The following is a 13687-nucleotide window of genomic DNA, read 5'->3' as shown; positions in this document are numbered from 1 at the left end:
CCTGAAATGTTTAGGTTGTTGTCTTGCTCCAATCGTTTGTATAAAGCTTCCGTCTTGTCCGGCCTTTACAAAACCTATGTTATTACTTAAAGTTAACTCTAAGTCAAGAAGTAATTTGAACATAGGAGACAGAGCATGAATACCTATACCATTAACGAAGCTGCGAAGCACTTCAATCTCACTCCGCATACCTTGCGGTATTATGACAAGGAAGGGCTTATGCCTAACTTAGAACGCACTGCGGGCGGCAAACGGATTTTTAAGGATACCGATCTTGATGCACTCAAGGTCATTGAATGCCTGAAGGCTTCGGGGATGCCGATCAAAGAAATCAAGCATTTCATTGAATGGTGCTCCGAAGGTGATTCTACCCTGCAGCTCAGATATGACATGTTCCTGGAACGCAAGGCCTCCGTAGAAGCGCAGATGGAAGAATTAAGGAAAACCATGGAAGTCATCGAGCATAAGTGCCATTATTATGAGTCCGCTCTGGAATGCGGCACGGAAGCTATTCACAAAAAGAAAAAAGCTACAATATCTCAATAATCCCCTCTGTTCCGTCAATACGGATCATTTGCCCGTCTTTAATCCGGCGGGTAGCCTGCTCCACTCCGACAATAGCCGGTAAACCGTATTCCCGGGCAATGACTGCCCCGTGCGTCATCAGGCCGCCGACTTCAGTAACAAGCCCTTTAACGGATACAAATAAAGGTGTCCAGCTGGGGTCGGTGAACGGGGTGACGAGGATATCCCCCTCTTCCAGATCCGCATATTCCATGTTGAAGATGACTCGTGCCCGTCCTTCTATTACGCCTGAAGAAACAGGAAGCCCTATAATTGCGTCCTCCGGAAGATTGGCACGCTTATAGCTGCCATTAATCATCTCACCATCAGAGGTCAGTACACGCGGTGGTGTCAGCTTGTTATACAATCTGTACTCTTCTTTACGTGTCCCGGTTATTTCGTAGTCCAGCCGGCTTGCATAGACAGCTTCACGGAGCTCATCAAAGGTCAGATAAAAGATGTCCTCTTTTTCCTGTAAAAGACCTTTAATAACCAGTTGTTCCGCCTCTCTAAGCAGAGCTTGCTTATAAATAAAATAACGGCTGATCATGCCGTATTTCGGATATTCCCGGTATCCGCTGAAGCCGCGGAGCAGGCGGATCACCCGTTTCGTCTCAGCAGCCTTTTGTCCGCCGTCCGGCAGCTGCTTCAAGCGGTTCAAGAGCTCCTGCTCCTTATTAACGGCTTCCTGCCGGCCCTGCTCGAACTTCTGCCTGCTGGCGCCCCGGCTGAAATGCCTGATATGATTCAGGATCATCGGGACCAGTGTATGCGGCTGCTCGCTCCAGCGGGTTCGGGTCAGGTCGATCTCACCGCTGCAGCGCATGCCGTACTTCTCCAGGTAGGATCGGATAGCGCTACTAGCCTCACGGCCCCCTGCCAATGAAGTCAGCTCATCCAGAAAGTCTTCTGATATGGCTTGCTGCAAATATGCTATAACCTCCGGAAAAGGGCGGATAACATCCGCAACATCCAGCAGCGCCAGTCCCATTTCTGAAGTGATATTGTCCGCTACCGACTGGGAGAGCGTGTCTGCTGCGTTCTTTTCACCTAACCATTCGTTCATCTGTTCATTGATCCATGAGGAAGCGTCCATGCCTGTCATGATGACTGCCGAGCTCTGCGGATCGAACAGAAGCTTCTTCAACTCCTGCATATCCTCCAGAATGAAGTCAAACAAGGCCGTCCCCGATTTAGCCGAAATGTTATATTGCAGCTCTTCAACGGATGCCTGATTCCGCTGAATCAATCCAGGTACGATGTCAGGATCATATTCAATTCTTGCATTAAACAATCCGGAATCTGTATTTTCGTTGCTTTTAAGCGAATTAGGTAACTTATGGTTCTCTGAAGCGACCTGAATGAAATCTCCGCATTCTACAACAGACATAAGGGCGTTTTTAATCAGCGGATCAGACTTCCCGAGCGCATTAATGACCGCTGCTCCTGTGTCCGGTGAAGCCAAATGAGGGGTTACATCAACGAAAAGTCTTCCGCCGGCGGTACGCATAGGTGCTGGAGTAGTCATTAGATAAAAAGCCAAGCCCAGCGGTTTCATGGCATCTGTCATCATCTGCTGGTGGCCGACGGACAGATACACACGGTTCACCTGATCTGCCGCCTCCGGGATTGGAAATAAAGTCGTAATGGGCCTGCTCTGTACGATATAAAAGACGCCGTCCTCCAGGCACCATTCAATGTCCTGCGGGCAGCCGAAATAAGCCTCGATCTGCCTGCCCAGCAGCGCCAGCTCAATAATCTGCGGATCGCTGAGCGCAGGTACGGTCTGCTGATGCGGTTCAAGCCTGTGAGTCTGAATTCCGCCCTCCTGAGAGCTATACATCGCCAGCTGTTTGGAGGCAATTTGCTTACCCGTGATCACTCCGTCCCGGATTCTATAGCTGTCTGGAGATACCAGACCGGAGACCAGTGATTCGCCAAGCCCAAAACCTGCTTCAATGGACATTACCTTCCGGCTGCCGGAAACCGGATCAGCGGTGAACATGATACCGGAAGTCTCCGGTTTCATCATCTTTTGAACAATAACAGATAAATACACCTGAGCATGGTCAAAGCCATTCTGTATCCGGTAGATTACTGCGCGGTCCGTGAACAGTGAAGCCCAGCATTTGCTGATATGCTCGAGAATATTATGGCTCCCGATTATATTTAGATAGCTGTCTTGCTGGCCGGCAAAAGAGGCATGCGGCAGATCTTCGGCAGTTGCGCTGGAACGCACGGCATAGGCGAGCTCCTCACCAAGAATGGACAGTTGAGCTGCCACTGCTCGCGAAACTTCAGCAGGAAGCGCTGTTTCCAGTATGATTTGCCTGATCTGACGGCTGATAGCGGCGATCTGCTCCCTGTCACCGGCTGACAGTGTCTTTAGCTGCCCAACCAGAGACTGGTACACTTCGCTCTTTGTTACCGTTTGCCGGTAAACAGCTGTAGTCACACAAAAGCCTTCGGGTACCTGAATCCCGTCAATCCGGGATAATCTGCCCAGATTCAACGCTTTTCCGCCGGCAAGCATAAGCTGTGAAGCCTCTAATTCTTTAAAACTGAGTACCGGTTTTTGCATGTCATATCTCCCCTAATGATTAATTTGCAAATAAAACATTTGACAAGAGCAGCTGTGTGTAGTAAAGTTAAGATATAAGATGAATATTTTATGTATATTTTCTTGAAAATAGAGGTATGGCGATTATATCACTGCTTCTGTACATATGCAATAAAGAAGAACCTGACTAACCGTCAGGTTCTTTTCTTGTTTTTTAATAGGTTTTTTGATAATACGCACTTAATGTGCGATGTGCTGTTTTATTTTTTGACAACAGGAATCCACATCTCCCCATATACGAGGCCGTTTCTGTTCCCCATCTCAACTGTTGTATTCGGGCCGCCGACATAAGCGAATTCTGTTGATTCCGGCAAAGCCTGGCCAAAAGCAATTCCGGTGAGCTTATTATTCAAAGCATCCGCTGTTTGGTCTTCCCCTTTGACTACCAGGTATTCCCCTGCAGGAAATTGAATGACTCTGGCCTCCTCCGGTGCTGTCTGATCGGACATAACGCCGGCGTAATGCATCATTTTGTTGTTAACCGCTTCATTTACAGCAAAAATATAATCATTTGAAGCTATGCTTTTGAGATGAGCGAGTCTTCCATCCTGGCCGGCCTGCTGCCAAAAATCCGTTTTTTCCTTATTGATGCCTGCGTAATCAGTGTAATGGCTTTTTAGCTCGGTGCCGAGTCCTATGACGATAAAGCTTTCTTTGTGCTCAAAGTTATAATCTGACATTATGGAAAACTCCTCTTTGTTTGGATTTATCAAATGATTGTCTTCCTCATCTGATAAGGCTATGATACCCTTAAATCATGTCAAAAAATGATACTGTTTAGGGGTGGCTATGAAAAAAGTTGAACGGATTAACATTATCATGCGCTATATTAACAACCGGGCTCATTTTACCATAACGGAGCTGATGCGCGAATTCAATATCTCCCGTTCGACTGCAATCCGGGATGTCCGGGAAATTGAAGCTTTAGGGATGCCGCTTGTGGCAGAAGTGGGAAGAGACGGCGGTTATTCTGTCATGCGTAACTCAGTCCTTCCTGTGGTCCGGTTCACTGATAATGAGCTCAAGGCGCTTTTTATTGCTTTTATGGCTACAAGAAACCAGCAGCTCCCTTACTTGAAGAGCCGTCAGTCCTTGACCGAGAAGCTGCTCGGCCTGATCTCAGAGAATCAGCAGGAGGATCTGTTTCTATTAAATCAGCTTCTGCTGTTTGAGGGGACTAACCCCCACAATCCGGAGCTTCTGGAGCTTACAGACCTTCCCCACCCCATGCTGGACAAGCTGATTCAGCTCCTGCTTACAGACAGCTATTTATTAATTTCCATTTATGATGAAACTTATCCCGTATTTCTCATACAGCTATACAGGGAGAAGAGCCGCTGGATGATTAAGGGCTTTGATCTACGGGGTGAAAAAATGCAGATATATCCGGTTGACCTGCTTCAGAACGTCATGCCGCTTGTACCGGAACGAAGACTAAGCAGGACAAAAATGCTTGATAAGCTGAGCAAACAGGAAGAAGCCGTCAATCTTGTTCTTGAGCTTGGTCCACAGGCAATTGCCCAGTTCAAAAAATATCATCCTGTTCAAGCCTCGCTCTCTTATACGAATCCATATCAGACAACGGCTATGCTTAAGCTCTTTATTAACGTGAATCAACCTGATGAATTGGCTGAAATGACCAGCTGGCTGTTATTCCTCGGAGAAAATGTACAGGTCCGGGAAATGCCCGGAGAAGTTAAAGAGAGCATGCAATCCCGTCTTCGCTTATCCGGTGAGTAACCTTTAGTTGCAGATAAAAAGCCCAATGAAACGGTATGGCCGTTCCACTGGGCTTAGTTCAGGCTGAAATGCTGTACGGGTTGCCTAGCCTTATTTCTTAACTGTCACAATCATCTTCACCGTCCGGGTTTCCCCGCCTGCATTGCTTAACACCGCCTCGTATTCATAGGTTCCGGCAGCTTTGCCTGAGATTGCTGTTACAGCTGACTGGGCACCAGGCGAACGGGACTGAAGGACCTGTGTGTCCACCAGCTTGCCGTTCTCATATAGCCTGTATCCGGTTGCGTTGGTTCCCCACCACAGATTCATAGTGACGTTGAAGCTGCCGTCTCCATCCCAGTTGTCATTAGACAATACCGCTTGGCCCGGCGAGGCGTCTGTAACATTCACAGTCAACGGAGCACTCTTCGTAATTCCAAGTGCATTAATGAGTTCGCCGGTATAAACATAAGTTCCGTTCTTCTTGCCGGTGATGTCCACCTGCACGGATTGGGCAGCCGGGGACTGGTCAGACAATGATACTTCCTTAACCAGCTTACCGTCCTCGTACAGCTTGAACTTAGTGCCGTTATTTCCCCACCAGAGATTCATCGTGATGGTGTAATCTCCGTCTCTGAGGCCCGTGTCATGACCGTTATTATCGGACAGGACAGGCGTTCCCGGCGCACTGTTCGCCAGCGGAGTAGCCTGGCTGAGCCATGCAGCCCATTTATGCAGTACAGCTGCCTGCTCACCGGTAAATACAGAATTAGCAGCCGTGTCTACATCGCTCATGTAAGCTGTGAGCAGCTGGCGGGCTTTGGCGCCGTTACGGGCAATTGCCGCCTGCTCTGCTTCCTGCAGCTTCGCAGCGAGCTGGCCGGCAAGTGCTGCAGCACCAGGGTCCTCTGAACCGGCAGCAAACGTGCGTGTCAGCTCTGTCAGGCTTGAGAAGGTTGCCGTAACGCCAAAGTTGAAAGCAACTGTAGTCTCCTGGCCTGCACGGTCATATACCAGTGCTGTTACGGTGTTCAAGCCCGGCTCAAGGGTATATGCCTGCGTATTCAATACTTCACCGTTAGGCTGTTCCACGCCGGAGACTGTATCGGCAGCGGAATAGCCAATGACCACCTGCTGGTCAATTGTATATTCGCTCTGCCCCTGGATCTCAACAACCGGCGGTGCCAGGTCGATCCGTACCTCCAGAGTCTGTGCATTCTCTTTATTGCCTTCCAGATCTACGCTCCAGTAGGTAATGAGATGGACGCCTTCTTCTTCCAGGCTCAGCTCCGTTCCGGCCACGGCTTCACCGCCGTCTACCTGATAATAGGTAGCTTCTACACCTGGAGCTTCATCTGTCGCGGTAAAGGTTACTTTAACCGGCGAAGTATACCAGCCGTTATAGAGCTGTCCTTCCACTGCCGCAGTGGTATGCGGTGCTTCATTATCCGAAGGATCATCCAGAGTTACCAGTGCAGACAGCGGAATGTTCAGTTCCTGTACAAGCCGTGCCACCATTTCCGCTACCTTATTTGCACCATTTACCTGTAGATGCGTATTGTCTTCGGTTGTTCCTACCCACATAAAGATGTCTTTAGTGCCTTCTGTACCAAGCTCCTGGAAGGTCTCCCAGCTCACCTGATTCAGATCAATCAGCAGGGTTCCGGTCTCCAGTGCAGTTTCCTTCATTGCCTTCACATACTCAGGGAAGCTCTTATTAAGCACTTCACCTGTAAAATCACGACGGTTAACCGGAGTTACCAGAACCGGGGTTGCCCCTCTTTGCACTGTACCGTTAATATAATCCTTCAGATACACCTTGAATTGCTCCGGCGTCAGATAACGCTCCGGACGGGAAGGTGTGGAGTCATTATGGGACCACTGCATGAACAGATAATCGCCTTCATGAAGGTTCAGCAGGATATTGTTCAGATAACCGCCAACGAGGAAGGTTTTACTGCTGAGCCCGCTGACTGCACGGTTATCGACACTAATCTGATCCAGGTCGAAGTAGCCGCCCAGCTTTTCGCCCCATCCTGCCTGCGGACGATAGCTTTCTGCATAATTGGCCACCGTCGAATCACTGGCGAGATAGATAACAGGCTTAGTACCTGCGCCGTTATCAGGCAGGCGTTCAAGCGTCATCGCGTTGATCTTTGGAGTGGCACCGGTGAATTCAAAGGTGAAGATGCCGTCAATCAGCGCGATATCATAGCTGACTTCTTTAAATTCGCCTTTTGCTATAGCCGCAGCCGGCAGCTTCGGCATTTGTTCGACGGTAACGCCGGCATTCGTCGATTCCTGCGCATCTCCGATGGTAAGAGTTACCCGGTAGTTGGCAGGTTCCATTTCAACCAGGAAGGTGCTGCCGTTCACGTTAGTGAAATCCCCGGTGAGATCATTTCCTGTCTCCCGGTTCGCATCCTGCACCAGAGCGGTATCCGTAAAGCCGTAGCCATTACCTTCAACATAAGCTCTCTTGCTGTCTACTTTGGTGTAGCCTTCAGCCGCGTTGCCGGAGCCAAAGTCAAACTTATAGCCGCGGATCTCACCTGCAGGTTCAGTTGACAGTGAATCTTTTGCTACCGTAAGCACATTAAAGGCATGATCGACCTGCGCCTGTGTGGCTTCAGTGCCGATGATGGCTTCGGCAGCCGCCAGTGCTTTATGCAGAACAGCCTTGGATGCTTCGGTATAGGCTGCCAGATTCAATGCTTTTACCTCAGTATGCAGTGCAACAAGCGCCTTCTGATCACCTGCAACCGGCGGCAGCTCTTTGCCTTCAATATGCACGTTATCAATCTGGGTAGTCCAGTTCAGTGTACCGCCACCCCCTTTTCTCGTTCCCAGGAAGCGCAGCGCTCTAACGTTATCCGCGTAGACCCCCTGATTCATGGTTATACCCTCAATAGTCTGCGTAACGCTTGGGTCTGTCAGACTGGTCAACGTAAGATCCATAGTTTTCTCGGCAAAATTAATAGTGAGATCTACGTTAACCCATTGATTCTTCAGTATATTGGTGGCAACACCGCCGTCCGGTACAGCTGTAGTCCCTGTTCCGTAATCCGGTGTATACGGGCCTACAAAGTAATGAATTTGTGTACCGGGACTTGTAGTTCCCGTCTTGGTCAGCAGTGTTAGGATGATGTTCTCATTCCCGTCCAGCAGTGACAGATGGCCCTCTGACGGAGTGGCACTGACATTGCCTGAATTCCAGTCAAAATTCACCTTCACGATGTCACCGTTAACAGCATCGAACAGCCGGAACGTCTTTGCCCGGTTACCTGAGCCTGATCCGTTAACAGACAGCACCTTATTGCCGCTCTGATCTACAACGGTTCCCGACATCGTACCGGCGATACCCGTCGCATTAACCAGCGCATACTTTACTGCTGCCGGATCGCCTTCGAAATCCTCTTCATATACCTGAATTTCCGGTTCCGGCTCAGGCTCGGTAATATCCGGATCAATCACATAAGGGGATATGTCTAATTCCATTTCTTTAACCGCTCCTGCAACAAGTGCGGCGATAACCCCTGCGCCATAGCTGCTGAAGTGAGTGTTATCACCTACGCCGTTAGGGTACTTCGGATATTCCCCCGGATTAGCATAGAGGAACACTTTTTCAGAAGCACTTAGACCGATTTTGTCATAAAAGGCAATGCTCAACTGGCTCAGATCAATCAGCTTCACATTCAGCTCCTCGGCCACTTCCTTGGCAGCCTTCACATATTCAGGGAAGCTGACGTTGAATTCCTGGGTTACGGTATTAAAATCTCTGCGGCCTACCGGGGTGAGCAGCACCGGCTCGGCACCGCGCTGTCTGGCACCATTAATATAACGGGCCAGATAGGTTTTGTAATCCTCCGGCGAAGCGTAACGCTCAGGAATGCCTGCGCTTGCGTCGTTGTGCCCGAAAGAAATGAAGAAATAATCGCCTGGTTTAATCCGCTGCAGAATCGAATCCAGCCGGCCGTCTACCATGAAGGATTTGCTGCTTCTGCCGCCGATCGCATCATTCTGGACGACTACACCATTTGCGAAATAGCGTCCAAACTGCTGGCCCCAGCCCTCCTGCGGAGCCTGGATACTGCTGTAGGACTGCATGGTTGAATCGCCGGCCATATAGAGGGTTACAGCATCGCCCGGCGTTTTGTCAGGGTATTTTGAAATGATTATATCCTGTACATCAATAGCCGTTCCGGTGAAAATAAACTCCAGCTGGCCGTCCACCAGCGCAACATCATATGAGAATTCACGGGTTTCCCCGGCATTCAAGCTGGTCACGGCCAGCTTCTGGACGAATTCTGACTTCACGCCCACGTTGGAGCCGCGCTCTGTATCTCCCAGCTTTAGTGTCACCTGATAATTGGCATCTGGCAGGTCAACTGCGAATTTAGCATTTTCAGGCAAGGTCACCTGTCCTGCCCCTACTGTGATACCGTTAATGCTCTCAAAGCCATAGCCTGAATCCTGTGTGTATAGCTTATCCTGTACTGCGGTAGCTCCGGCTGCTGCATCTGTTCCAAAGTCAAAGTGATAGACCTGCTCAGGCAATTGCTGTGATCCGGTCAGCGCAAGATTCGCTTTCGGGAATTCAGTGGCTTCTGTTCCAAGGTAGAATCCGGTATGCGGCGGCTGGTTATAGCTGACATTCTGCCAGGCAATGCCTAGCCGGTATACCGGGTCCTGCATCAATGTCGGAATTTTGTAAGCGGTTGGAATTGTAGTCGTGTAGAGCCTGTACTCGGAGCTGTCTTCACTGCGCAGCAGCAGCTCTTCGCGCCAGTCACCGAGGATATCCGCCTGAAGGGCCGGAGTACCTTTGGTGTGGTTATTAGTCAAAGTGCCAGTAGCCCGGAACAATTCTTTTAGCTGCTTATTTTCATAATCCCATTTGTATATGAGCGGAATTCCCTTGGCTGTAGTGTTATTCCAGTCATGATCAAACAGCTCACGCTGCAGATCCCCGTCCCACCAGATTGCAAAGTTAGCGCTCTTAGGCACCTCATTCTGTTCATAGATGACGTCGCCGTTTGCAGAAAAACCTTTAGACAAAGGGTCCATTTGTCCATTAACAATATTGGAAGCCCACGATTCATATCCGGGGTAGTTCGGATCAATATCCGCTGACATACCGCGCCCGGTATCCTTCCCGGTATACTGGCCCCAGATAATTTCTCCTGTTGCAGCATCGCGCATCTCCAGCCCGTATTCGGCATTCGTGTGCTCATGTACGCTGAATACCTGATAGCCTTCGCGGTTCGGATCAAGCTTGCCGGCATGAATAGCATCACCATGGCCGAGTCCGGTGCTGTACATCAGGGTGCCGTCGTCGTCAATAGCGAGCGCTCCGTACATAATTTCATCCTTGCCGTCGCCGTCTGCATCCAGCACACTTAAGTTGTGATTGCCCTGTCCCTCATACTCTTTCCCGGCTTGATCTGTATCAAAGGTCCAGCGCTGTACCAGCTGGCCGCCCACAAAGTCGTATGCTGTCAGTACAGTGCGTGTGTAATAACCGCGGGCCATCACTACGCTTGGCTTCACGCCGTCCAGATAGGCAATGCCGCCCAGGAACCGGTCAACACGGTTGCCGTAACCGTCACCCCATGCGGCTACATCGCCTCTTGGCGGGATGTAATCTACAGTGGATACGGCAGCACCTGTCTCACCGTCGAACAAAGTGAGGAATTCCGGGCCGCTCAGGATATACCCGCCGTCATTACGGTAATCCTTGCTGCCGTCACCAATGACAGTGCCTTGGCCGTCTTTGGTGCCGTCGGCAGTTTTGACCACAACTTCAGCCTTGCCATTGCCGTCCAGGTCATAGACCATCAGCTGGGTATAGTGAGCACCGGCACGGATGTTGACACCAAGGTCAACCCGCCAGAGCTTGGTGCCGTCCAGCTTAATAGCATCAATATAGACGTTGCCGGTATATCCGGCCTGAGAATTATCTTTGGAATTGCTTGGGCTCCACAAGAAAACGATTTCATATTCTCCGTCGCCATCAAGATCTCCCACAGATGCATCCCCGGCATAATAGGAATAGGTCCCGCCGTCTTTGGTGCGTCCATCCGCAGGTTTATCCAGCGGAATCGGCAGATAGTTGTTATGCCAAACCGAAACCGTCTCAGGCTGGATTTGCTCTTTTCCCGCTATTATAGTAGATATCTGGTATTGGGAGCTGTCCGCTCCTGTAGTGTCTACATAGTTCGTAGAATCTGTAATTGGCGAACTATTAACCTTATATCCGTTTTTATATACATTGAAAGCGATTTCATTTGAATCCGTATTTAAGTATCTCCAGCTCAAATACACTCCGCCGTTAGTCAGTACGGCCACTAGTCCGCGGTCCAGATATTCAGCCTGACGCGCCGGCGAGCCGCCGGATGTCTCGGCATGTGCCGGCGCCGGGGGAATCACTAACAAAATAATCATCAGAATTGACATACAGAATGCAAGTGCTGATTTCCTGCCGGAAATATTTATACCCATGTGCTTAACTCCTCCTATTTGTCTAAAATCAATTTTAGAAATCAGGGGAAATCTAAATAAGAACCTGGAAAAGCATTGCAGCATTAATCCTCAAATCAGGAAACATCAGACTATTGCCAGGCTTATCACTCCCTTCCCATGCAGCGTTTATATAAGCGGGGTTTCTCCTGTAAGATAACGGAAAAATTCTGCAATACTACATCCCGCCACTAATTATGCACAAGTGTATCAAAGATTGGGAGCGCATTCTTAGCAAAAAAATGCAGATTAAGCTTAAAATCGACTATTTTACTTTTTTGGTATTTTTATTTTGTTTAGTTAACGGGTAAAAATAAAAACAAGCCCTGCATAAATTGCAGGGCTTGTCCAAGCATCATATTCTTTAATGATCAACACCATGGCCAAGTGGTACAAAAATGCCGCCTTTACCGGTTAAAGGAACGGTTGTGCTGCTATCCGCACTGACTGCGGCAGCATTTACACTAAGCAAGGCGATTACTGTGACAACGAGTATAAATGTTTTTTTCATAACATGAATCCTCCCTAGTCTAGTATAGATTTCATTATTCCAAGATACTTATCCAACTGCTCGGAGGTTGCTTGTCCCCGGAGTGTCTCAAAGAGAGCTGCTAATTTTTTAAATCCTCTATCATCCTTTAGTTTAACTGAGGTTGCTAAAGACTGAACAATTATAATTAAAGCATCGTCAACTTTGTCATTGATTGAAAAATATCTTGCTTTTAAGTAGGAATAATCAATGTAATATCGTATGTTTCTTTGTATCTCATAGTATTCAGCCATCGCTGTAATCTGCTCACTGAACTCTTCCAGAACATGATCAACGCTGAATCTATACTTAATAGCCGAATCCAGAATGTAGAGTACTCCGGGCATCATTTCTTCTCTGGTATTACGCAGAAATGCGAGGTAATCAGGTAGAACAGATACATTTCCTTCATTAAGCTCAATGATGTACTGATTCCCTTTGGCAATTTCGCGATAATAGTTAACTTCTTCCTGCCCGTCGGCATCTATTCCTCTAATCCAGCCCAAATCCTTATAAATTGCTATACATTCTCTGGCTTCGTTATAACGTCCTAATTTTTCAAATGCAATTCCCTTTAGGCACATGCTATATCCGAAGTAATAGACTATGTTTCGTGTTAAGCCAAAGCAGCTTACTCGCTTCTCGCCAATCCGCTCCTGCTGGTTCATTTTATAGAAAGTGTTAACCTCGGTGTATAGTCTGTCGGCGATAATGAGCATGCTGTCCCAATTCTCTAAAGTAAAGGAAGCCTTTAGCATTTGTACCAGTGAATCTGCATTAAACCCGTTAAGATCCAATTCCAAAATGATTCATCCTTTCCTCTTTTTTGACATACCACCACCTAGTAAATCCCGTTTAAGAACATTAAAATGCTATTTATTGGTATTATTCCTCATTTTACCTAATTGGGTATGTGAGCTATATCATAATTTAATGACTTTTTATGCTGAAATATAGGATTTCAATAAATTTGCAGTAGTTTAGTTATGTGTAGCTCATAACAGCAATAAAGATGATGGGTATCAGCAGTGCAGGAATCAGGTTAATCGTCTTAAAGCTTCGTACTCCAAGAATACTCAGACCCGCACATAAGATCAGCACTCCGCCTACAATGGAAGTTTCTGTAAGTAGTACAGGTGATATAAAGTCGGTCAGCACATTAGCCAGAAGATAGATTGAACCCTGCCAGCAGAAAAGCACCGCAGCGGACCAGATAATCCCGATTCCGAATGTGGAGGCCAGCACGACAGAAGTCACTCCATCCAGGATGGCATTTGTGTACAGGTAGGTATTGTTGCCGTTCAGAGCACTTTCTATGGGACCAATAATCGACATTGTTCCGACGCAAAATAGCAGGATCGCAGTGGACAGACCCTCCGCCAGATTGCCTGCCGAAAATTTTGAAACCATATTTTTGAAGCGCTGCTCCAGATCAAGCATCTGTCCGATTACACCCCCAAGAGCCAGGCTGACAATGAACAATACAGGGTATTTACTATCCGGTAAATGCTGAGCGATGGCGTTGATGCCAAGAGCGGCTGCGGCCAGCCCCATAGCCTGCATAAGAATATCCTGATAGGCTTCTTTCAGCCCTTTTTTAAATACACTGCCCGCAATGCTGCCGATAACAATTGCAGCAGTATTCACAATCGTTCCAATCATTAGTTATCGCTCCTACGATTCATTTGCTACAAGTAGAAACGGCTATGCCGTCCTTCAGAGAAGGCGGTAACCGT

Annotated in this window: 8 protein-coding genes; 2 read left to right on the top strand and 6 right to left on the bottom strand. The window is 48.3% G+C overall.

Annotation, left to right across the window (positions count from 1 at the left end; all coding sequences use genetic code 11):
- The first annotated feature begins 135 nt into the window (after window positions 1-135).
- A complete protein-coding gene (locus BN3772_RS28645) occupies window positions 136-546 on the top strand; it encodes a MerR family transcriptional regulator (RefSeq protein ID WP_042203886.1) in 411 nt (136 codons plus the stop codon).
- On the opposite strand, the gene ppsA is transcribed toward BN3772_RS28645, so the two are convergent.
- Together ppsA and BN3772_RS28635 are read right to left on the bottom strand one after the other, a co-directional pair.
- Entirely contained in the window at window positions 530-3145 is a 2616-nt protein-coding gene (gene ppsA, locus BN3772_RS28640) for a phosphoenolpyruvate synthase (RefSeq protein ID WP_042203884.1), read from the bottom strand. The two genes, BN3772_RS28645 and ppsA, sit on opposite strands and share 17 nt — an antisense overlap.
- 239 nt (window positions 3146-3384) lie before the next feature.
- Window positions 3385-3864, bottom strand: a complete 480-nt coding sequence (locus BN3772_RS28635) for a GyrI-like domain-containing protein (RefSeq protein ID WP_042203883.1) — start codon at window positions 3862-3864, stop codon at window positions 3385-3387.
- Window positions 3865-3973: 109 nt separating this feature from the next.
- On the opposite strand from BN3772_RS28635, the gene BN3772_RS28630 reads away from it, so the two are divergent.
- Entirely contained in the window at window positions 3974-4924 is a 951-nt protein-coding gene (locus BN3772_RS28630; protein WP_042203881.1) for a helix-turn-helix transcriptional regulator, read from the top strand.
- A gap of 90 nt (window positions 4925-5014) precedes the next feature.
- Here the strand turns inward: BN3772_RS28630 and BN3772_RS31620 are convergent, their stop codons facing one another.
- The 4 genes from BN3772_RS31620 to BN3772_RS28615 form a co-directional block, all read right to left on the bottom strand.
- The gene (locus BN3772_RS31620) at window positions 5015-11404 is read right to left on the bottom strand and encodes a rhamnogalacturonan lyase family protein (RefSeq protein ID WP_157643672.1); all 6390 of its coding nucleotides are present in this window, start codon (window positions 11402-11404) and stop codon (window positions 5015-5017) included.
- A gap of 382 nt (window positions 11405-11786) precedes the next feature.
- Window positions 11787-11933, bottom strand: coding sequence for a hypothetical protein (locus tag BN3772_RS30825; protein ID WP_157643671.1), 147 nt, complete (start codon window positions 11931-11933; stop codon window positions 11787-11789).
- 14 nt (window positions 11934-11947) lie between these two features.
- The gene (locus BN3772_RS28620) at window positions 11948-12754 is read right to left on the bottom strand and encodes a hypothetical protein (RefSeq protein ID WP_052380745.1); all 807 of its coding nucleotides are present in this window, start codon (window positions 12752-12754) and stop codon (window positions 11948-11950) included.
- Window positions 12755-12935: 181 nt separating this feature from the next.
- Window positions 12936-13613, bottom strand: coding sequence for a DUF554 domain-containing protein (locus tag BN3772_RS28615; protein ID WP_042203880.1), 678 nt, complete (start codon window positions 13611-13613; stop codon window positions 12936-12938).
- Window positions 13614-13687: the final 74 nt, after the last annotated feature.

The organism is Paenibacillus camerounensis, assembly GCF_000723885.1.
GTDB lineage: Bacteria > Bacillota > Bacilli > Paenibacillales > Paenibacillaceae > Paenibacillus_AQ > Paenibacillus_AQ camerounensis.
This window is presented reverse-complemented; position numbering and strand designations above follow the sequence as displayed.

Excerpts from the sequence above, each read along its gene's own strand:
- BN3772_RS28645 (WP_042203886.1), top strand. The coding sequence starts at position 136 with ATGAATACCTATACCATTAACGAAGCTGCGAAGCACTTCAATCTCACT.
- ppsA (WP_042203884.1), bottom strand. The coding sequence starts at position 3,145 with ATGCAAAAACCGGTACTCAGTTTTAAAGAATTAGAGGCTTCACAGCTT.
- BN3772_RS28635 (WP_042203883.1), bottom strand. The coding sequence starts at position 3,864 with ATGTCAGATTATAACTTTGAGCACAAAGAAAGCTTTATCGTCATAGGA.
- BN3772_RS28630 (WP_042203881.1), top strand. The coding sequence starts at position 3,974 with ATGAAAAAAGTTGAACGGATTAACATTATCATGCGCTATATTAACAAC.
- BN3772_RS31620 (WP_157643672.1), bottom strand. The coding sequence starts at position 11,404 with ATGGGTATAAATATTTCCGGCAGGAAATCAGCACTTGCATTCTGTATG.
- BN3772_RS30825 (WP_157643671.1), bottom strand. The coding sequence starts at position 11,933 with ATGAAAAAAACATTTATACTCGTTGTCACAGTAATCGCCTTGCTTAGT.
- BN3772_RS28615 (WP_042203880.1), bottom strand. The coding sequence starts at position 13,613 with ATGATTGGAACGATTGTGAATACTGCTGCAATTGTTATCGGCAGCATT.